General features: G+C 70.9%; 22 protein-coding genes and 1 pseudogene. 7 read left to right on the top strand and 16 right to left on the bottom strand.

The window, feature by feature from the left end; all coding sequences use genetic code 11:
* The 5 genes from IE177_RS32115 to IE177_RS32095 form a co-directional block, all read right to left on the bottom strand.
* Positions 1–366 (bottom strand): radical SAM protein (locus IE177_RS32115; protein WP_373305216.1); only part of this gene is annotated, 366 nt, incomplete at its 3' end.
* A 38-nt stretch (positions 367–404) separates the two neighbouring features.
* A complete protein-coding gene (locus tag IE177_RS32110; protein ID WP_190018986.1) occupies positions 405–860 on the bottom strand; it encodes an Lrp/AsnC family transcriptional regulator in 456 nt (151 codons plus the stop codon).
* An 83-nt stretch (positions 861–943) separates the two neighbouring features.
* On the bottom strand, positions 944–1,591 hold the full coding sequence (locus tag IE177_RS32105) for a UbiX family flavin prenyltransferase (protein ID WP_190018985.1): 648 nt from the start codon (positions 1,589–1,591) through the stop codon (positions 944–946).
* Between the two features lie 78 nt (positions 1,592–1,669).
* Positions 1,670–2,572 carry a menaquinone biosynthesis prenyltransferase MqnP gene (mqnP, locus tag IE177_RS32100; protein WP_190018984.1) on the bottom strand — a complete coding sequence of 301 codons (903 nt, stop codon included), beginning with the start codon at positions 2,570–2,572 and terminating at the stop codon, positions 1,670–1,672.
* Positions 2,569–4,020, bottom strand: coding sequence for a menaquinone biosynthesis decarboxylase (locus IE177_RS32095; RefSeq protein ID WP_190018983.1), 1,452 nt, complete (start codon positions 4,018–4,020; stop codon positions 2,569–2,571). The genes mqnP and IE177_RS32095 overlap by 4 nt, the downstream gene beginning before the upstream one ends.
* Before the next feature lie 75 nt (positions 4,021–4,095).
* Between IE177_RS32095 and IE177_RS32090 the strand changes: the two are divergent.
* Positions 4,096–4,398, top strand: a pseudogene (locus IE177_RS32090) (PLD nuclease N-terminal domain-containing protein); the annotation flags it as partial.
* Between the two features lie 12 nt (positions 4,399–4,410).
* Entirely contained in the window at positions 4,411–5,292 is an 882-nt protein-coding gene (locus IE177_RS32085; protein ID WP_190018981.1) for a LysR family transcriptional regulator, read from the top strand.
* On the opposite strand, the gene IE177_RS32080 is transcribed toward IE177_RS32085, so the two are convergent.
* Positions 5,189–6,136: a DMT family transporter gene (locus tag IE177_RS32080; RefSeq protein ID WP_190018980.1), complete on the bottom strand. Its 948-nt coding sequence runs from the start codon at positions 6,134–6,136 to the stop codon at positions 5,189–5,191. The two genes, IE177_RS32085 and IE177_RS32080, sit on opposite strands and share 104 nt — an antisense overlap.
* A 285-nt stretch (positions 6,137–6,421) precedes the next feature.
* Between IE177_RS32080 and IE177_RS32075 the strand changes: the two genes are divergently transcribed.
* The 3 genes from IE177_RS32075 (at position 6,422) to IE177_RS32065 (ending at position 11,567) form a co-directional block, all read left to right on the top strand.
* Complete coding sequence (locus tag IE177_RS32075) at positions 6,422–7,828, top strand: condensation domain-containing protein (protein ID WP_190018979.1); 1,407 nt, start codon at positions 6,422–6,424, stop codon at positions 7,826–7,828.
* Positions 7,829–7,899: 71 nt separating this feature from the next.
* Positions 7,900–10,020, top strand: a complete 2,121-nt coding sequence (locus tag IE177_RS32070) for a hypothetical protein (RefSeq protein WP_229816360.1) — start codon at positions 7,900–7,902, stop codon at positions 10,018–10,020.
* Positions 10,020–11,567 carry an ABC transporter substrate-binding protein gene (locus IE177_RS32065; RefSeq protein ID WP_190018978.1) on the top strand — a complete coding sequence of 516 codons (1,548 nt, stop codon included), beginning with the start codon at positions 10,020–10,022 and terminating at the stop codon, positions 11,565–11,567. Before IE177_RS32070 ends, IE177_RS32065 begins: the two co-directional genes overlap by 1 nt.
* 71 nt (positions 11,568–11,638) lie before the next feature.
* Here IE177_RS32065 and IE177_RS32060 read toward each other — a convergent pair whose 3' ends face one another.
* The 8 genes from IE177_RS32060 to hemL all read right to left on the bottom strand — a co-directional run bounded on the left by IE177_RS32060 (position 11,639) and on the right by hemL (position 19,896).
* The gene (locus IE177_RS32060) at positions 11,639–12,091 is read right to left on the bottom strand and encodes an SRPBCC family protein (protein WP_190018977.1); all 453 of its coding nucleotides are present in this window, start codon (positions 12,089–12,091) and stop codon (positions 11,639–11,641) included.
* Positions 12,092–12,116: 25 nt separating this feature from the next.
* The gene (gene ccsB, locus IE177_RS32055; protein WP_190018976.1) at positions 12,117–13,214 is read right to left on the bottom strand and encodes a c-type cytochrome biogenesis protein CcsB; all 1,098 of its coding nucleotides are present in this window, start codon (positions 13,212–13,214) and stop codon (positions 12,117–12,119) included.
* The gene (resB, locus tag IE177_RS32050; protein WP_190018975.1) at positions 13,211–14,923 is read right to left on the bottom strand and encodes a cytochrome c biogenesis protein ResB; all 1,713 of its coding nucleotides are present in this window, start codon (positions 14,921–14,923) and stop codon (positions 13,211–13,213) included. Before resB ends, ccsB begins: the two co-directional genes overlap by 4 nt.
* Positions 14,924–14,926: 3 nt before the next feature.
* Complete coding sequence (locus IE177_RS32045; RefSeq protein WP_190018974.1) at positions 14,927–15,700, bottom strand: cytochrome c biogenesis CcdA family protein; 774 nt, start codon at positions 15,698–15,700, stop codon at positions 14,927–14,929.
* A gap of 1 nt (position 15,701) precedes the next feature.
* A complete protein-coding gene (locus IE177_RS32040; RefSeq protein WP_190018973.1) occupies positions 15,702–16,292 on the bottom strand; it encodes a TlpA family protein disulfide reductase in 591 nt (196 codons plus the stop codon).
* 114 nt (positions 16,293–16,406) lie between these two features.
* Positions 16,407–17,723, bottom strand: coding sequence for a polysaccharide deacetylase family protein (locus tag IE177_RS32035; RefSeq protein ID WP_190018972.1), 1,317 nt, complete (start codon positions 17,721–17,723; stop codon positions 16,407–16,409).
* Between the two features lie 149 nt (positions 17,724–17,872).
* On the bottom strand, positions 17,873–18,532 hold the full coding sequence (locus IE177_RS32030; RefSeq protein WP_373305217.1) for a histidine phosphatase family protein: 660 nt from the start codon (positions 18,530–18,532) through the stop codon (positions 17,873–17,875).
* 47 nt (positions 18,533–18,579) lie between these two features.
* Complete coding sequence (gene hemL, locus IE177_RS32025) at positions 18,580–19,896, bottom strand: glutamate-1-semialdehyde 2,1-aminomutase (protein ID WP_190018992.1); 1,317 nt, start codon at positions 19,894–19,896, stop codon at positions 18,580–18,582.
* A 308-nt stretch (positions 19,897–20,204) separates the two neighbouring features.
* Here hemL and IE177_RS32020 point away from each other — a divergent pair, with 308 nt between their 5' ends.
* The gene (locus IE177_RS32020) at positions 20,205–20,918 is read left to right on the top strand and encodes a hypothetical protein (protein WP_190018970.1); all 714 of its coding nucleotides are present in this window, start codon (positions 20,205–20,207) and stop codon (positions 20,916–20,918) included.
* A 67-nt stretch (positions 20,919–20,985) separates the two neighbouring features.
* Here the strand turns inward: IE177_RS32020 and IE177_RS32015 are convergent, their stop codons facing one another.
* Positions 20,986–22,299 (bottom strand): tyrosine-type recombinase/integrase, encoded by a 1,314-nt coding sequence (locus IE177_RS32015; protein WP_190018991.1) that lies wholly within the window; start codon positions 22,297–22,299, stop codon positions 20,986–20,988.
* Position 22,300: 1 nt separating this feature from the next.
* A complete protein-coding gene (locus tag IE177_RS32010) occupies positions 22,301–22,597 on the bottom strand; it encodes a helix-turn-helix domain-containing protein (RefSeq protein WP_190018969.1) in 297 nt (98 codons plus the stop codon).
* Between the two features lie 480 nt (positions 22,598–23,077).
* On the opposite strand from IE177_RS32010, the gene IE177_RS32005 reads away from it, so the two are divergent.
* Positions 23,078–23,320, top strand: coding sequence for a helix-turn-helix transcriptional regulator (locus tag IE177_RS32005; protein ID WP_079173374.1), 243 nt, complete (start codon positions 23,078–23,080; stop codon positions 23,318–23,320).
* Positions 23,321–23,340: the final 20 nt, after the last annotated feature.

The raw sequence follows: 23,340 nt of genomic DNA, 5'->3' as shown, positions 1-23,340 counted from the left end.
GTAGTACCGCCACGGCAGGTTTGGATGCAGCCCGTTGACGATGTGCAGCTCGGTCAGGCTCTCCGACTCCATCGCCTTCGCGAGCTTCACCGCCTCCTCGATCCGCATCGTGTACGCGTCCTTCTCCCCCGGCTTGCGCTGGAAGGAACAGTACGCACAGGAAGCCGTGCACACGTTCGTCATGTTCAGGTGCCGGTTGACGTTGAAGTGCACCACGTCACCGTTCTTACGGGTCCGCACCTCGTGCGCCAGACCCCCGAGCCACGCCAGGTCGTCCGACTCGTACAGCGCGATGCCGTCCTCACGGGTCAGCCGCTCACCCGAACGGACCTTCTCCTCAAGCTCGCGCTTGAGCCCGACGTCCATGCCCACACCTTTCTACGACAGCCCGGCCAACGGTATCCCTAGACCTCTTCCGGCAGCTCTCCGACCCGGTTCTCCCACTTCGTGGACAGCACGATGGTGGTACGGGTCCGGGACACGCCCTTGGTCCCGCTCAGCCGCCGAATGATCCGCTCCAGGCCGTCCACGTCCGTCGCGCGCACCTTGAGCATGAAGGAGTCGTCGCCGGCGATGAACCAGCAGTCCTCGATCTCGGGGAGCTCCTTGAGCCGCTGGGCCACGTCCTCGTGGTCGGCGGCGTCCGAGAGCGAGATGCCGATCAGCGCGATCACGCCGAGGCCGAGGGAGGCCGCGTTCACCGTGGCCCGGTAGCCGGTGATGACCCCGGCGGCCTCCAGCCGGTTGATGCGGTCGGTGACGCTGGGTCCCGACAGGCCGACGAGGCGCCCCAGCTCCGCGTAGGAAGCCCGGCCGTTCTCCCTCAGGGCCTGGATGAGCTGCCTGTCCACCGCGTCCATGCGATCGAAGCCTTCCCCTGAAAAGTTGTGGAGTTCTCGAAGTGTTGAGAGGAGATGAGAGGTGAGGTGCCGCGCCCCGCGGGCTAGCCCGCCGTGCCGCCGCCCAGTTCGCCCTTCCAGCGCCGGTACAGGCCGTGCCCGACGCCCGCGGCGTCCAGCACCCGCCCGGCGACGAAGTCCACCAGGTCCTGGATGTGGGTGGCGCCCGCGTAGAAGGCCGGGGAGGCCGGGACCACGCTCGCGCCGGCGTCGTCCAGCGCCACGAGGTGCCGCAGGGTCTGCCCGTTCAGCGGGGTCTCCCGTACGGCCACGACCAGTGGCCTGCGTTCCTTCAGTGTCACGCTCGCCGCCCGCTGGAGCAGGTCCTTGGACAGCCCGAGGGCGACACCGGCGACGCACGCCGTGGAGGCGGGCACGATGATCATGCCCGTGACCGGGTACGAGCCCGAGGACGGCCCGGCCGCGAGGTCCCCCGCGCTCCAGTACCGCACCCCGCTGACGTCCACCGCGAAGCTCCCGGGCTTGCCGTCGGCGCCCCTGGCCAGCCATTCCCGCAGGTCGTCCTGCCAGTGGGCGTCGCGGAAGGAGATCCCCGTCTCGTCCAGCAGCGTCAGCCGCGAGGCCCGCGACACGACGAGGTCGACGGCCTCCCCCGCCTCCAGCAGCGCCCGCAGCACGGCAGCCGCATACGGCGTACCGGAAGCTCCGGACACCCCCACGATCCAAGGCACGCGCTGCGAATCTCCTGCGTTCACACCTTGAGCGTACCGGCGGGTCGCCTGCTCCTCAGGCCGGGTGCCCCCGGCTCGTCAGACCGTCAGGCCGCGGACGAGGAGATCGAGCAGCGCGCACGCGAACAGGGCGATGCCGATGAAGCCGTTGACGCTGAAGAACGCCCTGTTCACGCGGGAGAGGTCGTGCGGGCGCACGATGCTGTGCTCGTACAGGAACGCGCCCGCGACGACCGCGAGGCCCAGCCAGAAGAAGGCGCCGGCTCCGGTGGCCAGGGCGTACCAGACGAGCAGGGCCGTCGTCACCGTGTGGCAGGCGCGCGAGCCCCAGACCGCGGCGGGGACGCCGAAGCGGGCCGGGACCGACTTGACGCCGATCCGGCGGTCGGTCTCCACGTCCTGGCAGGCGTAGATCAGGTCGAAGCCGCCGATCCAGACGCCGACCGCGACGCCGAGGATCACCGCGTCCCAGGACCAGGACCCGGAGATGGCCAGCCAGCCGCCGATGGGGCCCATGGACTGGGCGAGACCGAGGATGGCCTGCGGGAAGTTCGTGAACCGCTTGCCGTAGGGGTAGACGACCATCGGGACCACCGCGACCGGCGCCAGGGCCAGGCACAGCGGGTTCAGCAGGGCCGCCGCGCCGAGGAAGACGACCAGGGCGACCAGGGCGCCCACCTGGGCCTGCCGTACCGACACCGTGCCGGTCACCAGCTCGCGGTGCGCGGTGCGCGGGTTGCGGGCGTCGATCTCCCGGTCGATGATCCGGTTGGCGGCCATGGCGAACGTGCGCAGGCCCACCATGCACACCGTCACCAGCAGCAGCCGGCCCCAGTGGATGTTCTCGTCCCACTGGTACATCGCGGTCAGCGAGGCGATGTAGGCGAAGGGCAGCGCGAAGACCGAGTGCTCGATGATCACCAGGCGCAGGAACGCCTTCGTGCGTCCCGGCTGCGGGATCGCCGCAGAGGCGGAAGTCACAGCCCGTACTCCTTCCAGCGCCGGGTGACGCGTTCGGCCGTCTCCGGGTCGGACAGGACCATCTCCGGCCAGCCCCCGTCCCGGGTGTAGCCCTCCTCGGGCCATTTCCTGGTGGCGTCGATGCCCGCCTTGCCGCCCCAGAACTGCTGGTAGGAGGCGTGGTCGAGGTGGTCGACGGGGCCGTCGACCACCGTGAGGTCGCGGGCGTAGTCCGTGTTGCCGAGGGCCCGCCAGGCCACTTCGTGCAGGTCGTGGACGTCGCAGTCGGCGTCCACGACCACGATCAGTTTGGTCAGCGACATCATGTGCGCCCCCCAGACGGCGTGCATCACCTTCTGCGCGTGCTTCGGGTACTTCTTGTCGATCGAGACGATCGCGCAGTTGTGGAAGCCGCCGGCCTCGGGCAGGTGGTAGTCCACGATGTCCGGGACGATGATCTTGAGCAGAGGCAGGAAGAACCGCTCCGTCGCGCGGCCCAGGGGGCCGTCCTCCGTCGGCGGGCGGCCGACGACGATCGACTGCAGCAGCGGCCGTTTCCGCATCGTCACGCAGTCGATGCGCAGGGCCGGGAAGGGCTCCTGCGGGGTGTAGAAGCCGGTGTGGTCGCCGAAGGGGCCCTCCGGGAGCATCTCACCGGGCTCCAGCCAGCCCTCCAGGACGACCTCGGCGTTGGCGGGCACCTGGAGCGGGACCGTCTTGCAGTCGACCATCTCGATCCGCTTGCCCGCGAGGAACCCGGCGAAGAGGTACTCGTCGATGTCGCCGGGGAGCGGGGCGGTGGAGGCGTAGGTGACGGCGGGCGGGCAGCCGAAGGCGATCGCGACCGGCAGGCGCTCGCCCCGGCGGGCGGCGACCTGGTAGTGGTTGCGGCTGTCCTTGTGGATCTGCCAGTGCATGCCGATGGTGCGCCGGTCGTGGCGCTGCAGCCGGTACAGGCCGAGGTTGCGGATGCCGCTCTCGGGGTCCTTGGTGTGGGTCAGGCCCAGGTTGAAGAAGGAGCCGCCGTCCTGCGGCCAGGTGAACAGTGCCGGGAGCCGGTCGAGGTCGACGTCGTCGCCGTGCAGGACGACCTCCTGAACGGGCGCGTCCTTCACCTTCTTCGGCGGCACGTGCGCCATCGCGCCCAGCTTCCCGAAGGCCTCGCGCACGCCGACGAAGCCGTGCGGCAGCTCGGGCCGCAGCAGGCCGCCGATCTTCTCGGAGATCTCGCCGTAAGACTTCAGGCCGAGCGCCTTGAGCAGCCGGCGGTCGGTGCCGAAGACGTTCATCGCGAGCGGCATCGCGGAGCCCTTGACGTTCTCGAAGAGCAGCGCGGGTCCGCCCGACTTCTGCACCCGGTCGACGATCTCCCCGACTTCCAGGTGGGGGTCGACCTCGGCCTTGATGCGCTTGAGGTCGCCCTCGCGCTCCAGCGCCCGCAGCAGGGAGCGAAGATCGTCGTAAGCCATGCGTCCCAGTATCGGCCACCCGCTACCCTGGGCCGGTCACCGGGGCCGTCTCACGTCGTGGGGAGATCGCACGCCATGCTCAGGTATCTGCCGTTCCTGCTGGTCCTGGCGCTGTGGATCTACGCCTTCGTGGACTGTCTGAACACCCCCGAGGAAGAGGTGCGGCACCTGCCGAAGGTGGTGTGGGTCATCATCGTCCTGCTCTTCGGGGAGGTGCTGGTCGGCCCGGTCGCCTGGCTGATCACCGGCAAGGTGCGCGGCGCCCCGGCGAACGGCTCGGCCCCGGCGCAGCGGCACCGGAACACCGGCGCCGGCTGGGTCGCACCCGACGACAACCCCGAGTTCCTCAAGTCCCTGGACGAGAACAACCCGAAGAACAACGACTGAGCCGTGGAACTCCGCCTGCTCGTCACCTTCGAGAAGGTCGCCACGGTCCTGAGCTTCACGCGGGCGGCGGCCGAGCTGTCGTACGCGCAGTCCAGCGTGACCAGCCAGATCCGGGCCCTGGAGACCTCCCTGGGCGCCGAGCTGTTCGACCGGCTCGGCAGCCGGATCCGGCTCACGGAGGCGGGCGAGCGGCTGCTGCCCTACGCCCGGCAGATCATCGAGCTGACCGAGGAGGCGCGGGCGGCCGTCACCGAGCCGGAGGAGCCGTCGGGCACCCTGACCGTCGGCACGATGGAGTCGCTCACCTCCTACCGGCTCCCGCCGCTGCTGGAGTTCTTCCACCACCGCCACCCCAAGGTGCGGCTCGCGCTGCGGACCACCATCGGCGACGAGACCCGGCAGGCGCTGCGGCAGGGCACGTACGACGTCGGCTTCCTGATGGAGGAGGAGACCGAGCACCCGGGGCTTCAGACCGCGGTGCTGGCGGTGGAGCCGCTGGCGCTGGTCGCGGCGCCCGGGCACGCGCTGGCCGGGGTGCCGGTGGCGACGGCCGACCTGACGGGGCGGCCCCTGCTGGCCACCGAGCCGGGCTGCGCCTACCGGGACCTGTTCGAGCGGGAGCTGTCGGCGCTGGAGCCGGTGGAGTTCATGGAGTTCGGCACGATCGAGGCGACCAAGCGCGCGGCGGCGGCCGGCCTCGGGATCGCGCTGCTGCCCGAGGTGACGGTCGCCGCCGAACTCGCGGAGGGTTCTCTCGTACGGCTGGCCTGGCAGGCGCCGTTCACGCTTCGGACGCAGCTGGCGTGGCGGTCCGGGAAGCGGCTCCCGGCGCACGCCCGGCTGTTCGTGGAGCAGGCGCGGCGGCTGGTGTCCGAGCAAGGGTGACCTTGAGGCTGGCCGTCACGATCAGCGGGACGCCCAGCGCCTGCACGAGGCCGATGTGGTGGCCGTACACCGCCCAGTCCATCACCATGGCGACCGCCGGGTAGACGAAGGCGAGCACGGCGATCTTCGAGGTGGGCAGCTGGGCGTAGGCGGCGTACATCAGGACGTACATGATCCCGGTGTGGATCAGGCCGAGGCCCACCAGCCAGCCCCAGTCCCAGCCGGTGCCCCGCATGGCGCCGAAGTCCGCGAAGGGCAGCAGCAGGGGGATGCCGACCAGGACCTGGACGAGGGCGATGAGGTGCGGGCGCACTCCGGTGATCCGCTTGGTGACCAGCGTGGACAGACCGTAGAGCAGCGCGGCCAGCAGTGCCTGGCCGATGCCGGTCAGGTACGCGCCGCCGCTCGCGAAGTCGCCCGGGGTGACGCCCGAGACGAGGACCAGGCCGGCGAAGGCCAGCACGATCCAGCCCACCTTGGCGGCGGTGAGGCGCTCGCGGAACAGCAGGGCGCCGAGCAGGACCACGTAGAACGGCTGGGTGTGGTACACCACGGTGGCCACGGAGATGGAGGTGTTCTCGTACGACTGGAAGAGCAGGACCCAGTTGAGGACGATGAACACGCCGCCGAGGACCGCCAGTGCGAGGGTGCGCGGGGTGAATCCGTGGCCGCGCAGCCAGCCGCGGGCGACGACGTAGGAGCCCAGCGCCAGGGCGCCGAACAGGACGCGGAAGAAGACGACGTCGAAGGGCGAGGCGCCCGACTCGACGACGAAGAGGCCGAGGGTGCCGGAGAGCACCATCGCGGTCGTCAGCTGGGCCGTGCCCTTGTTCTCTGGGGTCATGCCACGAAGTTAGGAGCGGCCCGGGGCGCCGGTCCACGCGCCAGTGGGGCGTCCCGCCGATGACCGCATCGGTGCCGCCGATGGGCGCAGGTCAGGTCCTGAGAAGCGGTGACGGCCGGCGGGGTCGCCGGGGCCGCGGGCCGGGTGAGGCGGCTATTCACTTCCCTGTTCGGTCCGCCACCCGTTCCGCTGAATTGGGCCGGACGGGCATGTCCCGGCCGCGTCGCACGGCATTGCCATGAGGGGGGCCCGCATCCTGGGGCCCCCTTCTGCGATGGGAGACGCGTGCGAATCACTGACATCCAGCGCTGCGAGGTCCGGCCGGGACGGCTCGTCGAGTGGACGCTGAGCCCGGCGACCGTCGCGGTGGCGACAGGGCTGCCGGACGACTCCCGGCCTCCGGCCTACATCCAGGAGTCGCACATCCGGACGGCCAAGTGCGTCCGGGAGGACGGGCTGTTCGTGCCGACCTGGCTGGGTACCGCCTTCGACCTGCCCGGCCCGGTCGACCTCGACGTGCTGCAGGAGGCGCTGCGCGCCTGGACCGTGCGGCACGAGACGCTGCGCAGCGGCTTCCGCTGGGCGGGCGAGGAACTGCGCCGGTTCACGCTCGACGCCGCCGACGTGTCCCTGTGCCGGGAGGAGGTGGGCGACTTCCCCGACGCGGACGACCTGGTACGGCACCTGCAGAACCGCTTCGACACGGTCGCGGACGCGCTGCGCTGGCCGAACCTCATCTACGCGGCGGTCGTACGGGGCGACGGGGCGAGCGTGTACATGGCGTTCGACCACAGCAACGTCGACGCCTACTCGGTGCACCGGATCGCCGCCGAGATCCACGAGCTGTACGCGGCGGTCCTGGCCGGGACCGAGCCCGGACTCCGTGAGCCGCCCGCCAGCTACGTCGACTTCTGCGAGATCGAGCGGGCGGACGCGGACGGCATCGACGGCCGGCACGCCGTCGTGGACCGCTGGCGGGAGTTCATCCACCGCTGCGACGGGACGCTGCCGAGCTTCCCGGTCGACCTGGGCGTGGAGCCGGGCGGCCCGCTGCCCCGGCAGCGGATGCTGTGCGAACCGCTGGCGGACGCGAGCGAGGCGGCGGCCTTCGAGGCGTACTGCAGGCCCTACGGCGGCAGCCTGGTCGGCCTGCTGGCCGCGACCGCGCTCATCGTCCACGAGCTGGGCGGGCAGCAGGTGTACCGGACGGTGGTGCCGTTCCACACCCGGGTGAAGTCGCGGTGGAGCGACTCGGTGGGCTGGTACGTGGGCGGCGCCCCGATCGAGGTGCCCGTCGGCCGTTCCCCGGCCTTCCCCGCCGTGCTGCGGACGGTGCGCGCCGAGCTGCAGGCGAACCGGTCCCTGGCCCGGATGCCGCTGGCCCGGGTGCTCGCGCTGCTCGGCGCGGACTTCCGGCCGACCTCGCCGGACCTGTACTCGATCGTCTCCTACGTCGACACCCGGGCCATCCCCGGCGCCGAACGGTGGGCGGAGCTGAAGGCGCACGGGCTGCTGCGGGTGTCGTACGGGGACCAGGTGTGCGTGTGGGTGAACCGGCTGCACGAGGGGCTGTGGCTGGCGAGCCGGTACCCGGACACGGACACGGCGTCGAAGAACCTGCGGCTGTACGTCGAGCGTCTGCGGGACCACATCGCCTCGGTGGCCCACGGAAGCCTCTCGGCGGTTTCCTGACAAGAGGGACACCGCTGACCCTGGCCTGAAGCAACTCCCCCTTTCTACACTGCTGTTGAGGGGGAGATGCGGTGCACAGACGGTTGCACGGGTGTGGGGCGCTGTTCGACGTCGATCCGGCCGGTCTCGCGCCGCGGCTCGTGGGGCTGCGGCCCCACCATCACCGCGGTCATCCGTTGGAGCACCCGGACGAGCCGCCGTTCGTGGTGCTGACCGGGGCGCGCGGGCTCGGCAAGAGCGCGGTCCTCGCCGAGCTGCGGGAGTCCTACAAGGGGCACACGCCCCTCGCGCTGGTCGACTGCGCGGAGGCCCAGTTCGCCGGTCCGCCCGCGGACCGGCCCGCCGAGTCCTGGTCGCCGCTCGCGCAGGCGCTGCTGTCGCTCGCCGAGCAGCTCGCGGAGCCGGTGACCGGCGCCGGGCGGATCACCTTCCCGAGGCTGATGTCGGGCCTGGTCGCGGTGGCGGCGGGCGGCTGGGGCGACGCGGACTCCGAGCGGATCCGCCGGGAGGTCGAGCGGATCCTGCTGCTGAACGAGACCGGCTCGTGGATCAGCGGGCTGGCCGGCCGCATGGCCGGGAAGGTGGCGGCGAAGGTGGTCGCGGCGGCCACCGGGACCGGCCCGCTGGTGTCGGGCGCGATCGAGGCGACCCTGGAGTCCGTCGCCGAGGGTTTCGCCAGCCGCCGGCACCAGAAGGCGTCCGTCTGGTACCGGACGTACCCGAACGCGGGCGGCAACGCCCAGCGCGGGCTGATCCTGCTGTCCGGGCACTTCCGGGCGGGCGACGGTTCGCGCGAGCACGCCGAGCGGTATCTGGTTCGGGCGCTGCTGGCCGACCTCACCGAGGCGTACGCGGGCGTGCTGCCGCGGATGCAGCGACTCGGCCGGCCGCTGGTGCTGCTCGACAACGCGCAGTGCGCTCCGGGCCCTGAGCTGGTGGCCGCCGTGCTGCGCGACCGTACCGACGGCATCGCCGACCAGGTCGTGTTCGTCGCGGCCCGGCGCGGCGACGGACGCGGGGAACTGCCCGGCGCGGTCCGGCGGGAGCTGCCGGAGGTGGCCCGGCGCACCGGCTGGGCGCCCGGCGCGGCCCCCTCCTCGCGGGCGCTGCTGGTCGCGCTGCCGAGGCTGGGGCCGGACGACACCCTGCACATCGTCGGCGCGGTCTGCGAGGACACCCCCGTCCCGGCCCGGCTCCCGCTCGCCGCGCACCGGCTGACCGGCGGGAATCCGCTGGGGGTCGTACTGCTCGCCGAGGCGGCCGCGCAGCACCTGCCCGGGGTGTCCGCGCTGGGCGAGCTGCTCAGAGCCGAGGTCCGGCCCGCCGAGGACCGGCCCGGCCGGCCCGCCTACGAGGTGCTGCTGGACCGGCTGGTGCCGCCCGAGCGCCTGGAGGAGCTGACCGTGCTGGCCGCCGCGCACGACCACGGCTCGGCCTGCGCGCTGGCCTCGGCCCTGCTGCCGGACACGTTCGGCCCGGCGAGCGTACGGGCGTTACAGACGCTGCTCGCCGAGGAGGGGCTGCCGGCCGCGCGGGGCCAGTTCGTCGGCGACCCGTTCGTGCGCACCCTGCTGCTGCTCCGGCTGCACCTGCGGGACGCCGGCCACGCGTCCTGGCGCACCGCGCACGAGACGCTGGTCGCCCACTACACCGCGCCCGGGCACGCCCGTTACCGGCTGCACCACCAACTCGCCCTGGGCGTCACCGAGCCGGCGGTCGCGGAGCTGCGCGACACCTTCCCGACGGCCGGCACCCGTTCCTGGCTGCGCACCCTGCGGTTCGTCGCGTCCGCGCCCTACTTCCACGCCCACGACGCCGAGGGCCGTGACACGGCCGGGCGCGCCGACCGGCGGGTGGCGGTGGCGCTGGGCCGCACGGACGACGGGCAACCGGTGCCGGAGGGCGTGGACGCCGTGCTGCACGCGCGGATCCGGCGGCTGCTGCACGCGGTGTGGCTGCTGGCGGACCCCCTGGTGCCGCCCGACCCGCTGGTGTGCGACCGGCTCCGCTTCGAGCTGGAGCAGCTGTCCAACCTGCGGCCGGCGGGCAACGCGCTGCTGTGGCGGGCCTCCCGGGACTGGCCGGCGGCGGCGCTCGCCGGGCGCCCGCTGGACGGCCGGTACGGCGCCGACCGCTCCGACGACGCGGACGACACCGACGACGGCCCGGACGACCGCAGGGGGGCGGCGTGATGGCACGCGGGGGTGTGGGCACACGGCTGCGCGAGAGCGTGTGGGAGATCCCGCTGCGCCGCTACCTGGCGCTGCTGGTGACGGCGGCCCTGGTGGCCGGGCTGGTGTTCGCGGTACGGGTCCTCACGCACGACGACCGCTCCTGCGCGGCCGGGGTGAGCCGGCCGGAGGGCAGCGAGGAGTGCGTGGGCGTGGCGACGGGGCCGTACGCCTTCGGGCAGGCCGGGCTGCGGGACGTCGTGGCGGCGATCGGGCGGGAGAACGACCGCCTGAAGCCCGGCACCTATGTGACGGTGGCGCTGATGCTGCCGTACACCACCGCCTCCCCGACCAGCCAGAACGACATCCGGCACCAGCTCCAGGGCGCCTACCTGGCGCAGTACCAGGCCAACCACGAGGCCAACGGGGAGGCGCCGCTGATCCGGCTGGTGCTGGCCAACCCGGGGGCGACGGGCGGTCACTGGCGGCGGACGGTCGACCAGCTGACGGCGATGACGACGAGCGCGGACCGGCTGCGCGCGGTGGCCGGCGTCGGGCAGAGCACCGACGCCAACAAGAAGGCCGTCGAGGAGCTGACCCGGCGCCGCGTCCCGGTGATCGGCTCCTCCATCACCGCCGACGACCTGGCCAACGGGCAGCAGGGCGAGGACCCTTACCCCGGGCTCGCCAGGGTGGCGCCGACCAACACCGACGAGGCCCGTGCGCTGGCCTCCTTCGCCAAGGTGAGCGCGGGCAAGGCGCTGCTGGTGTACGACAGGCCCGGCGATCCGTACACGCGGACGCTGCAGGAGTCGTTCGCGGCGCTGATCAAGGGCTCGCCGTACGAGCCGCAGCCGTTCACCCCGCCCGCCGACCGCAGCGAGGAGGGCACGACCGCGAACACCTTCCGGCAGATCACGCACCTGGTCTGCGACACCTCGCGGCGGACGGACACGATCCTGTTCGCGGGCCGCCACACCCAGCTGCGGCAGTTCATCAACGCGCTCGGCGGTCGCGGCTGCCAGGACCGGAAGTTCACGGTGCTGACCGGCGACGAGGCCTCGTACCTGACGCACGAGAAGGCCCTGGACCGCACCGCCCTGCGGCACAACCTCTCCGTGCGCTACACCTCGCTCGCCCACCCCGACGCCTGGACGGCGGACCCGGCGGGGACGGGCGGCTCGGCGGCCGGCTTCGCCGCGCTGCGGCGGCTGCTGACGGCCGCGGGGCGGGGACCGGCGGGTCCGCTCGGATCCGTCGCCCTGGACGACGGGCAGCTGATCATCGGGTACGACACCCTGCGCCTCGCGGTGCACGGCATCCGCGAGGCCGTGCCGGACGGCGGGAAGGTGCCGGCGCTCACGGACGTGGGCCTGCAGTGGCCGCAGGTCAAGGGCTCGCTGCGGGTGGACGGGGCGAGCGGCTGGATCTGCCTCGACGTGCACGGCAACCCGTACGACAAGGCCGTGCCGATCGTGGAGCTGACCGAGCAGGGCGGCTCCCGCTTCGTCCGCATCGCCTGGCCGGAGGGCAGGCCGCCGGGCAAGGAGTGCCTGCCGCCGTCGTAGGGCCTGTCCGACGGACAGGTCGCAGGGCGTGCCAGGCGTCGGGGGGCCGACGGGAACGGTCGGTCAGGCCCCTAGGTGAACTGGCCGGGCAGGGGCCGGGTGGGTTCCTGTCCGGGGAGGGTCCGCGGGGGTTCCAGGGCGGCGATCATGCGTTCGAACCGGGTGCGCCAGCCGGACTCGGTCTCCCGTTCGCCCTGGGACTCGTGCGTGAAGCGCAGCACGCACTCCTCGTCCCCGCCCCGCTCGAGGTGGAAGCGGATCCGGCCCCCGGCGCCGAGGGTGTACTCGGCGACCCGGTCCACGTCCCACGCGGTGATCCGCCCGGAGCCCAGTTCGCGCAGGGTGACCGCGCCGTCGAGCCGGGGTTCCAGGACGTCGACGGCGGTGCACCAGCCCCCGAGCCCCTCGGGGGTGGCCACCGCCGACCAGACGTCCTCCATGCTCCGCGGGATCCGCACCAGGAAGTGGAGTATGTGCGTGTTCCCGTGCATCTGGCTGGTGCCCTGTTCGATGGAACCGCTCATGACACCAGTGTCACCGACCGGGCGACTACACGCCCGCGTAGGAGTGCTTGCCGCTGACGAAGATGTTCACGCCGTAGTAGTTGAACAGCCAGCAGCCGAACGCGATCATCGCCAGGTAGGCGGCCTTGCGGCCCTTCCAGCCGGCCGTGGCACGGGCGTGCAGGTAGCAGGCGTAGGCGATCCAGGTGATGAAGGACCAGGTCTCCTTGGGGTCCCAGTTCCAGTAGCGGCCCCACGCGTCGCCCGCCCAGATCGCGCCCGCGATGATCGTGAACGTCCACAGCGGGAAGACGGCCGCGTTGACCCGGTAGGCGAACTTGTCGAGGGACGCGGAGGCGGGCAGCCGCTCCAGCACCGAGGTCGCGAGGGCACCGGGCCTGCCACCGGCCTGCAGCTTGCTCTCGTACGAGTCCTTGAACAGGTACAGGATCGTGCTGACCGCGCCGACGTAGAACACCGCGCCGCAGAAGATCGCGGTGGAGACGTGGATGTACAGCCAGTACGAGTGCAGCGCCGGGACCAGCTGGTCGCTCGCCGTGTACAGGACGGTGACCGCCAGACCCAGGTCGAGCAGGACCGTGGTGACCAGGAACAGGCCCATCCAGCGCACGTTCTTCCTCAGACCCAGCAGCGCGAGGTACACGCCGACGGCGACCGTGGAGAACGTGATGTTGAACTCGTACATGTTGCCCCACGGCGCCCGTTCCACGGAGGCCGCGCGGGCGACGACGCCGCCCAGCTCGACGAGGAAGGCGAGCACGGTGAGGGAGACGGCGATCCGGCCGTACAGGTCGCCCTGCACGTCGCCGCCGTGCGCGCCGGGACCGTCCGGCACGTCCCGGGCGCCGGACGCCGAGCGGACGACGACCTTCGGCCGCTCCAGCACGGCGGTCCCGCCGGCCTTCCGCACGGTGACGGCGGGTGCCTTCGCGGCCTCGGGCGCGGCCGTGAGCGCGGCGGCCGTCCGGGCCACCTTGCTGCGGCTGCCGAAGAGCCATTCGGCGATGTACGCGAAGAACGCCAGCGTGTAGACGGCCATCGACGAGTAGACCAGCGTGTTGCTGATGCTCGCGAGATGTTCGTTGGTCGCGACGGCGAGGTCGGTTGCGGCGGCGGGAGTCACTTCTCAGCCCCTTCGGCAGGTGCGACGGGAGTTTCGGTGGAGTCGTCGTCGGGTTCGGGTGCCCCCGGCGCCTTGTCGTAGAGGGTTCCGGCGAGGGCGCCCAGTTCCTCGGGCACCTTCGCGGACTCGCTGCGGCCGAGACCGGCCAGCTCGACGACCGTGACGCCGTCGGCGCCGCGCACCGCCCGCACCCACACGCGGCGGCGCTGGATGAACAGGGACGCGGCCAGGCCGAAGATCGCGGCGAGGGCGCCGCCGAGCGCCCAGCCGCTGCCCGGCTCCTGGACGATCTCGAAGCCGGCCCACTCCTTGACGTCCTTCTCGAGCGTGATCGAGCCGGCGCCGTCCGGGAGCTTCAGGGTCTGCCCCGGCTTGAGGTTCCCCCTCAGCTGCCGGCCCTCGGTGTCCTTGAACGCCTTCATGTGGGTCTTGTCGAGCTGGTACACGCTCTGCGGGATGCCCGAGTTGACGCCGAGGTCGCCGTGGTACGGCTCCAGGTTGAGCACCGGGTTCAGCAGCGCCGGGAACGCCGAGGCGACCTCCCTGCCCGCACCGCCGTAGGTCGGCAGGAAGAAGGCCTTCACGCCGAGCATGTCCTTGGCGCCCTTGGCGTCGCGGTAGCCGTCCATCACCTTGATCACGCCCTGCGACGTGACGTTCCCGTCGAGCGGCAGCAGCGGCACCGGGGCGTGGTAGACGACCTTGCCCTTGCCGTCGCGGACGGTGATGACGGGCGCGTAGCCGTGGCTGACCAGGTAGACCTTGGAGTCGTCGATCTCCAGCGGCTCGTTGACCTTGACGGTGGTCGAGCGCTCCTTGCCGTAGGCGCCCTTGCTGTAGGTGATCTTCGCTTCGAAGGTGCGCGGGGTGCCGCGGTTGGGGCCGGTCAGCTCGTAGGTGCCCTTGAAGTCCTTCAGGTCGAAGCTGAACGGCACGAGGTCGTCGGCCTGGAACAGGCTGCCGGACTTGATGTCGTCGTACATCGGCAGCGCGTTGGAGAAGCCGTCGCCCTCCACCATCAGCTTGGTGCCGTCCGACTTGTACAGCTGGCCGGAGGCGAAGGCGACGAGCATCACGATCAGCGCGCTGTGGAAGACCAGGTTGCCCACCTCGCGCAGGTAGCCCTTCTCGGCGGCGACGGCGTCACCGGCGGTGTGGGCGCGGAAGCGGCGGCCGCGCAGCAGGGCGAGCGCGGCCTCGCGGACCTGCTCGGGGTCGGCCTCGGTGCGCCACGTCGTGTACGCCGGCAGCCGGTCCAGCCGCCTGGGCGCGCCCGGCGGACGGCCGCGCAGCTGGCCGACGAACTGCCAGGTGCGCGGGATGATGCAGCCGATGAGGGAGACGAACAGCAGGATGTAGATCGCGGAGAACCACACCGAGCTGTAGACGTGGAACAGGCCGAGCTTGTCGTAGACCGGCGCGAGCGTGGTGTGCGCGGCCCGGAACGCCTCGACCTTGGCGGCGTCGGCGCCGGTCTGCGGGATCAGCGAGCCGGGGATCGCGCCGAGCGAGAGCAGCAGGAGCAGCAGCAGCGCGACCCGCATGGAGGTCAGCTGCCGCCAGAACCAGCGGGTCCAGCCGATGAGGCCGAGGCCGGGCACGGAGGAGATCTCGTCCCGCGGCGCGGTGGACAGCTGGGAGCCGGCCGCGCCGAGGTCCTCCTGCTGGTCCTCCTGGCCCCGGCTGTTGTCGGTGTCGGTTGTGCTCATGGATCAGATCCCCACAGTGAAGCCGTCGGACCAGGTCTGCATCTGCTGGATCAGGAGACCCCAGGCGCCGGTGAGCAGCAGCACGCCGGTCACGATCATCATCGTGCCGCCGATGCGCATCACCCACACATAGTGGCGCTTGACCCAGCCGAACGCGCCGAGCGCCTTGCGGAAGGCGAGGGCGGTGAGGACGAAGGGGACGCCGAGGCCCATGCAGTAGGCGATCATCAGCAGGGAGCCGCGTGCGGCGCTCGACTGGTCCATGGAGAGCGCGTTCACCGCGGTGAGGGTGGGACCGAAGCAGGGCGTCCAGCCGATGCCGAACAGGGCGCCGAGTATCGGCGCGCCCGCCAGGCCCGTCGTCGGACGCTTGTGGAAGCGGAACTCGCGCTGGGTGAACCAGGGCATCAGCCCCATGAAGAGAACGCCCATGAGGATCATGAGCACGCCGAGCACCTTGGTCAGGACGTCCTTGTGCTCCTGGAGAGTCCAGCCGAAGTAGCCGAACAGCGCCCCGGTCGAGACGAAGACGGAGCTGAAGCCGAGCACGAACAGGCAGGCGCCGGCCAGCATCCGGCCGCGTCTGGCCTCGGCCAGGTCGGTGCCGACGACTCCGGTGACGTAGGAGAGGTAGCCGGGGACCAGCGGCAGCACGCAGGGCGAGAAGAAGGAGACCAGGCCGCCGAGCACGGCGATGGGCAGGGCGACCAGCAGGGCGCCGCTGCGTACGGTCGCGTTGCCGCCCGCGTCCGCGGCGAGCGTCAGCAGTGCGCTCACGTCACTTCTCCGCCAGGACGGGCTTGAGCATCTTCAGCAGCGTGGTGTCGTCGAGCGGCTCCAGCGCCCGCGCGGCGACCCTGCCCTCCTTGTCGAGGATGAGCGTGGAGGGGATCAGCTGCGGGTTGAGGGTGCCCTTCTTGAACCGGAGCATCAGCCTGCCCGTGGGGTCGTACAGGCTCGGGTAGCCGATCCCGTTGTCCTCCTCGAAGGCGAGGGCCGGGGTGGTGCTGGTGTCGCGGGTGTTGATGCCGACGAACTGCACGCCCTTGCCGGAGTAGTCCTTCGACACCTTGGCGAAGTACTTCGCCTCCTCGCGGCACGGGCTGCACCATGAGCCCCAGACGTTGACGACGACGATCTCGCCCCGGTAGTCGGCGACGTCCAGGGTCTTGCCGTCGATGGTCTTGCCGGACAGGTCGGGCGCCGCGGCCCGCTCGCCCTCGGCCACGGTGGCGATGCCGTCGTGGCCGGTGACGAAGTGGGTGTCGCCGCCACCGCCGGAGGTGCCGCCCTTGCCGCACGCGGACAGGGTAAGGCCCGCCACGGCGGCCACGGCACTGAGCAGAACGGCGCGGCTACGGGTACTCATGTGAAAAGTTTCGCATGGCTGTTCCGGGGATCTTGCGCACCCCCCTGCCGGGCGGAAACCCGCATCTCAGGGCATATTTACACGGGACATTCCGGACACCGGCTCCCATCGCCCTCAGGCGGCGTCCGAGGAGGCGGACTTGGTGTCCCGCAGGAACTCCTTCCAGCCGCCGGCGGGGCGCTGCCCGACGTCCAGCGTCCGCATCCGGGCGAGCACCTCGGGCTTCTGCACGTCCATCCAGTCCGCGAACTGGCGGAAGGAGACGAGTCGCACATCGGCGCCCTTCTCCTTCTCGCGCGCGATGTGCTTGAAGGACTCCTCCACGGCGTCCATGTAGATGCCGCCGTTCCACTGCTCGAAGTGGTTGCCGATGAAGAGGGGCGCCCGGTTCGTCTCGTATGCCCGCTTGAATCCCTGTATGTACGCCTGGGCGGACTGCTTGCGCCAGCCCGGGTAGTTGTAGGCGGGGGCCTTGGTCGAGTTCACGGACTGGTTGGCGAGCATGTTGTAGTCCATCGACAGGACCTCGAAGGAACGCCCGGGGAAAGGTATCTGCTGCAGGGGCAGGTCCCAGATCCCCAGCCTCTTCGCCGGCCACACCTGGCGGCCGCCCGGCGAGGAGGCGTCGTAGCGCCAGCCCAGCTTCCGGGCGGTGGGCAGCAGGTTGCCCTGCCCGAGCAGACAGGGCGTGCGGCCGCCGACCAGCTCCTTGTCGTAGTCGAACGGCAGCGACGGCAGATCACTCCACCCGGTGTTCGTCCGCCACTCCTTCACGAACGCCTTGGCCTGCCCTATCTCGCTGCGCCACTGCTGCGGGGTCCAGTTGGCGACGCTGCCGCTCCCGCCGCAGAAGTGCCCGTTGAAGTGGGTGCCGATCTCGTGGCCCTCCAGCCAGGCCCGGCGCACGTTGGCGAGCGTGGCCTTGACGTGGTCGTCGGCGAGGTAGCCGATGTCGGAGGCGCCGCGCGGGTTGTTCGGGGGCTCGTACAGCCGCTTCTTGGACTCGGGCAGCAGGTACAGCCCCGAGAGGAAGAAGGTCATGCTCGCGCCGTGCTCCTTGGCGAGGTCCAGGAAGCGCGGGAAGAGTCCGTTGCCGACCTCGCCGGCGCCGTCCCAGGAGAAGACCACGAACTGCGGCGGGGTCTGACCCGGCTCCAGCGGCTCGGGCCGGGCCGGCTGGTGGGGCTGCCTGCCGGTGAAGGAGGTGGAGCCGTCGCCTATGGGCCGCGCCGGGCGCTCGCCGGGGCTGTTCCTGCCGTCGCCCTTGTGCCCGCCCTTGCCCGCGCCGGAACCGTCCCGGTGCCCGGCACCGTCCGAGGACTTGAGACTCCCGCAGCCGACGAGACCGGTGGCGGCCGCCGCGCCCGCGCCGAGGCCGAGCACCCCCCGCCGGGAGAAGGTCCGGGAGATGGTCCGGGAGTCGGTGCGCATGGAGATCCCCGATTCGTCGCGCCTGCTGGTTCACCCAGTCAGAGGGCGCGACGATCGGGAAGGTTCCGTCAATTCTTGTGCTTTACGTATCAGTTACCGCGAAAACACCCTAAGCAACTGTAAAACGGACCATCAGATCCGGCGGTCCGTCAGGCCCCGAACGCCTTCCCCTGGGCGGTGCCCTTGCCCTTCTGGGGCTTGGCGCCGGCCCGCAGGTGGGCCGGGACGAGGTCGATGGCGGGCTCGCTGTAGCCGACCGAGACGATCTTGTCGCCCTGGTAGGTGAAGGACGTCAGCGAGGCGAGCGTGCACTGCCGCTTGCGCGGGTCGTGCCACAGCCGCCGGCGCTCGACGTAGGACCGCACGATCCAGATCGGCAGCTGATGGCTGACCAGCACCGCCTCGTGCCCGCGCGCCCGGTCCCTGGCGGCGTTGAGCGCGCCCATCATCCGCACGACCTGGTCGACGTACGGCTCGCCCCAGGACGGCCGGAACGGGTTGACGAGGTACTTCCAGTTGTCCGGCTTGCGCAGGGCGCCGTCCCCGACGCCGAACGTCTTGCCCTGGAAGACGTTCTCGGCCTCGATCAGCCGCTCGTCCGTGTCCAGGTCGAGACCGTGCGCCTTGGCGATCGGGGTGGCGGTCTCCTGCGCCCGCTCCAGCGGGGAGGCGCACACGTGGGTGACGTCCCGCGGGGCGAGGTGCTCGGCGACCCGGTCGGCCATCTGCCGGCCCAGCTCGGACAGGTGGTACCCGGACAGGCGGCCGTAGAGGATGCCGTCCGGGTTCTCCACCTCGCCGTGCCGCATCAGGTGCACGACGGTGACGTCCTTGCCGCTGCTGTTGTTCCCGTTGCTCACGCGGTGGCCTCCGCAGCCGCCCGGGCCGCCGCCGGAAGGGCGTCGGCGATCTTCTGGATGGCCCGCTCGTCGTGGGCCGTGGACACGAACCAGGACTCGAAGGACGACGGCGGCAGGTACACGCCGTTCGACAGCAGCGAGTGGAAGAACGCGGTGAACCGGAAGGAGTCCTGCCGCTTGGCGTCCTCGTAGTCCCGCACCTGCCGGTCGGTGAAGAACACGGAGAACATGTTGGAGGCCGTCTGCAGCCGGTGCGCGACGCCCTCCTTGCTCAGCGCCTCGGTGACGAGGGAGCGGATCTGCGCCGAGACGGCGTCGACCGTGTCGTAGGCCGCGTCGTCGAGGAGCCGCAGCTGCGCGAGTCCGGCGGCGGTGGCGACGGGGTTCCCGGAGAGGGTGCCGGCCTGGTACACGGGCCCGGCGGGCGCCAGGTGGGCCATCACGTCGGCGCGCCCGCCGAACGCGGCGGCGGGGAAACCGCCGCCCATGACCTTGCCGAAGGTCATCAGGTCGGGCACGACGCCGTCGACCCCGTACCAGCCGCTCCTGCTGGTCCGGAAGCCGGTCATGACCTCGTCGGAGATGTAGAGGGCGCCGTTCTTGTGGCAGGCGTCCCGCAGGCCCTGGTTGAACCCCGGGTCCGGCGGCACGACGCCCATGTTGCCCGGCGACGCCTCGGTGATCACGCACGCGATCTCACCCGGGTGCCGGTGGAAGGCCTCCTGCACGGCCTCCAGGTCGTTGTACGGCAGCACGATCGTGTCGCCGGCCTGGGCGCCGGTGACACCGGGGGTGTCGGGCAGCGCGAAGGTGGCGACGCCGGAGCCGGCGGCGGCGAGCAGCGAGTCGACGTGCCCGTGGTAGCAGCCGGCGAACTTGATCACCTTCGACCGGCGGGTGAAGCCGCGGGCCAGCCGGATCGCCGACATGGTCGCCTCGGTGCCGCTGCTGACGAGCCGCACCTCCTGCACGGGCTCGACCCGGGCGACGATCTCCTCGGCGAGCGCGACCTCGCCCTCACCGGGCGTGCCGAAGGACGTGCCGCGGGCGACGGCCTCGTGGACGGCGGCGATGACCTCGGGGTGGGAGTGCCCGAGGATCATGGGACCCCAGGAGCACACGAGGTCGACGTACTCGCGCCCGTCGGCGTCGGTGAGGTAGGCCCCCTTCCCCGACACCATGAACCGCGGGGTGCCGCCGACGGCGCGGAAGGCCCGCACCGGGGAGTTCACACCGCCGGGCGTGACGGCGCGGGCACGGTCGAAGAGCGCCTGGGACGCGGGCGCTTCGTACGGATAGGGCGTTTCGCTCAGGGCGCTCATGAGGTGCGGGTTCTCCGGCTTCTCGGACTCCGGTTGCGTGGTGACACCCCTCAGGGTAGGCCGCACCCCGGCCGGAGAGCGGTCGGCCTCGGGACAAAGCGGCGCCATCCGCCATCTGCGAGACTGAGAGCTGATACACACAGCTCATACGCACGTAATGATCAGGGATCGGGAAGATTCCCGCGCGGCCTGTTGTTCCACCGCACGTTTCGGCGGTCGGCCGTGGGGGAGGTCACTGACACGATGATCGGGTTGCGCGGCGGGGGCCACGCGTCCTAGAAAAGCAGTCGGGTGGAGATATGCATCGCGGTGGCGGACTGGGCGAGGGGACCGATGACCTGGGTCCTCGGCGTGCCCGGCGGGGAAGGCACCGGCGCGAAGCGGAGGAAACGACCGAGGCACGTCAGACCGACGCACGTCAGGCACAGGGTGTACCGAGTGAGTCCGAGCGGTACGACCGGCAGCTCGACCGGGAGATCGACCAGCAGCTGGACCGGCGGCTGGAGCTACCGGCCGACCGCCGGCTCGACCACCGGGCCGACCGCCTCGCGGCGGAGAGCAGGAAGGGTGGTCGGGTGGGGGTGACGTACAAATACTTCGGCGCGCCGGACGGGGCGACCGCGGCCCGCGTCCCCATCTCGATGCGACCCGAGGAGCTCGGCGGCGACGAGCTGGGCATGAACGGCATGTTCACCCGGATCAAGCCGGAGACGATGGCCGCGATGGTGCTGACCGGCATCCAGGGCGTCCCCCTGCACAAGGTGCCGCCCCTGGAACTGGTCGTCCTGCACCCCGACTACGCGGTCGTGAAACTCCCCACGACGGTCGTCGACCCCCTGCGCGGCATCGGTGAGGAGGCGGTCGGCGCGGCGGCCTTCATCTGGTCGACGGTCCCGGACCGGGGCGGCCCGCGGGACGCGTTCAACGTGTACCAGCTGCTGCACGAGTGGCAGGACTTCTCGAAGCGGCTGCATGACGCGGGGCATCAGCCGTACTGCCTCGTCTGGCCCTGAGCTGGGGTTTCTCGGGTAGCGGGCGGGGTTTTCGGACCCCGCCCTCGTCATGTGCCGGAAGGGGCCTTCAGGCGGCCAGGGCACATTGAGGGCACATTGGTTTCGCCGGGGGCACTGATGTGCCCTGGGCTCCTCCTGCAGACTCCTCCGTGAAGGCGTCGTCGATGGCCTTGCGGGTCCGCGTCTCGCTGGACGGCAGCAGATGCGTGTACGTCCGCAGCGTGAAGCCCGGGTCCGAGTGGCCGAGGTACTCGGAGAGCGCCTTGATGCTCTCCCCCGCATCCAGGAGCACGGAGGCGTAGGCGTGCCGGAGGGCGTGCATCCCGTCCTCCCGGGCCGCCTGGAGGTACCTCGCACCGCGCTCGCGGGGAGGGATCACGCCGGCGGCGGCCAGGGCGCGCTTCCAGTCGCCCATGTTGAAGACGCTGCGGTTGTACGCCCGCCCCTTCTGGTCGACGAAGAGAAGGCGGAAGGTCTTCGGCTCGCCGTCCGGCTTGGCCCAGGGCAGGGTGACCTCGACCGGCGGGAACTCCTTCATGTGCGCCTTGAGGGCAGCGGCAAGCTGGGCCGGTAGAGGCACGGACCGGATCTTGTTCCCCTTGGGCAGCGCGAAGACGGCCTTCGTGCCGACGAGCCGCACCTGGCGGTTCACGTGGATCCAGCCGCCCTTGAAGTCGATGTCCTCGACGGCGAAGCCGAAGACCTCGCCCTGGCGCAGGCCGCAGCCGAAGGCCAGCTTGCCGCCGGCGTGAAAGCGCTTGGGCAGGCCGGCGATGACTGCGCGAACGCGCTCCAGCGGCCAAGGGATGATCTTCTTCTTGGTCGCGGTCGGCAGCTTGACCGACTTCGCCTTGCAGGGGTTCTTCGGCAGCAGCCCGTCCTCCACGGCCGCGCCGAGGATGCTGGAGAGGATGTCGAAGATGCCCTCGATCGTCGACACCTCCAGGCCGGCGTCCTGAAGAGTGCGGATCCAGCCCTGGATGACCGAGGGCTGGTTGAGGGAACGCAGCTCGCGTCGCCCGAGGTGCTCGACGATGTGGTTGCGGACCGTCGCCTCATAGCGGAGGGCTGTCGTCGGACCGACGGAGTTCGCGTCCAGCCACTTCTGCGCGTAGACGCCGAGCGTCTGCTTCGTCTCGGCTGGTACGACGTAGGAGCCGCGCCTGATCTCGACGTCGACCTCAGCGGCCCGGTTGTCCGCCTCGGCCTTCGTGTCGAAGTTCTCCTTGCGCTGACGGCCGTCCAAATCGCGGTAGCGGACCTGCCAACGCTTGCCGACGCCGTGATCGACGGTGGGGACCATCTGCCGCGTACGGCTCTTGTGTTCACCACACTCGGCCTCGGTGGGCTTGGGGTGGGACTTGTGCCAGCGGTCGTACACGTCAGCCAAGAAGGACCCCCTCAATGCGCTCCCAGGTCTGGATCGGAGAGGTCTCCAGAGGCAGCAGGGCTGCAGGCGAAACGCCGAGGGCGGCAGCGATCGCGATGAGGTCGTCGACGTCGCAGCGGCGGTGGGCACGCTCGGTGCGGCTGAGGGCGGTGTTGGACATCGGGCGTCCCAGCGTGGTGCATCGAACAGCCAACTGGTGCTGCGTCAGGCCGCGCGCGATGCGTATTCGCTCTATGGCGCGGGCGACGTGGAGGCCGGCGGGGCCTATTTCGACGGGTCGAGTTGCCATGACAGGTAGCTGTAACTTGCAGCTGACCTTTATGGCAAGAGTTGGCTCTAAAACTCTACAGAACTCGCCGCCAGGTGACCGTGGGCGGCGTGGCGTTTATCTCTCCTATTCACGAGGCGCGGACGGGCAATTCCCGCAGGTCGCTGTGCTAACTTGCCGTCGCGCGGAAAGTTTGGGTGTTTTGAGCAGGTATCTACCGATGTGCTCACCGCCCGCTCCAGCTCATTTGCGCACCTACCTAGTCACCCTTTGGCCTGCGACAACGGCCGGCACCGACCCTGAGGGGGACCCCTCGTGGGCTCAAGGACGAGGACGTAGCCGCCGACTTTTTGGTCAACGGCCGATCCGCCTCTACGGTTATTCCCCCTCCCAGCCACGCCGAGGGAATTAGTGGAGAGTTTTAGAACCAACGCTGGACTTCTTCGCTCGCGGTGTGGCTGTGTTGTCCAGGCACGCTGTCCATGACCGAAAAGGAGCCGTATGCCGAATACCGCTGCCCGCAACGCCAACGCCTCTTCCACCGCCGACGCTGCCAGGCGTGGTCCGCTGGCCACCCCGGCGGAAGTCGCTGCCTACCTCGGCGTGCCGGTGAAGACCCTCTACCAGTGGAAGTACCGGGCCATCGGCCCCAACGTGCACAAGGTCGGCCGCCACCTGCGCTACCGCTGGCACGAGGTGGACGCCTGGGTGACCAGCCAGTCCGCGTACGACCTCGCGTCCTGAAGCCGCCGGTCCAAGCCCCT

The sequence above is a fragment of the Streptomyces lucensis JCM 4490 genome (assembly GCF_014650035.1).
GTDB classification, from domain to species: Bacteria; Actinomycetota; Actinomycetes; order Streptomycetales; family Streptomycetaceae; genus Streptomyces; species Streptomyces lucensis.
Note: the sequence above shows the minus strand (reverse complement) of the source record. Positions and strands in the feature narration are given on the sequence as shown.

Excerpts from the sequence above, each read along its gene's own strand:
- IE177_RS32110 (WP_190018986.1), bottom strand. The coding sequence starts at position 860 with ATGGACGCGGTGGACAGGCAGCTCATCCAGGCCCTGAGGGAGAACGGC.
- resB (WP_190018975.1), bottom strand. The coding sequence starts at position 14,923 with ATGAGCACAACCGACACCGACAACAGCCGGGGCCAGGAGGACCAGCAG.
- IE177_RS32005 (WP_079173374.1), top strand. The coding sequence starts at position 23,078 with ATGCCGAATACCGCTGCCCGCAACGCCAACGCCTCTTCCACCGCCGAC.
- IE177_RS32065 (WP_190018978.1), top strand. The coding sequence starts at position 10,020 with ATGGCACGCGGGGGTGTGGGCACACGGCTGCGCGAGAGCGTGTGGGAG.
- IE177_RS32035 (WP_190018972.1), bottom strand. The coding sequence starts at position 17,723 with ATGCGCACCGACTCCCGGACCATCTCCCGGACCTTCTCCCGGCGGGGG.
- IE177_RS32095 (WP_190018983.1), bottom strand. The coding sequence starts at position 4,020 with ATGGCTTACGACGATCTTCGCTCCCTGCTGCGGGCGCTGGAGCGCGAG.
- IE177_RS32080 (WP_190018980.1), bottom strand. The coding sequence starts at position 6,136 with ATGACCCCAGAGAACAAGGGCACGGCCCAGCTGACGACCGCGATGGTG.
- IE177_RS32010 (WP_190018969.1), bottom strand. The coding sequence starts at position 22,597 with ATGGCAACTCGACCCGTCGAAATAGGCCCCGCCGGCCTCCACGTCGCC.
- IE177_RS32060 (WP_190018977.1), bottom strand. The coding sequence starts at position 12,091 with ATGAGCGGTTCCATCGAACAGGGCACCAGCCAGATGCACGGGAACACG.
- IE177_RS32030 (WP_373305217.1), bottom strand. The coding sequence starts at position 18,532 with ATGCGGCACGGCGAGGTGGAGAACCCGGACGGCATCCTCTACGGCCGC.
- IE177_RS32020 (WP_190018970.1), top strand. The coding sequence starts at position 20,205 with ATGCATCGCGGTGGCGGACTGGGCGAGGGGACCGATGACCTGGGTCCT.
- IE177_RS32040 (WP_190018973.1), bottom strand. The coding sequence starts at position 16,292 with ATGAGTACCCGTAGCCGCGCCGTTCTGCTCAGTGCCGTGGCCGCCGTG.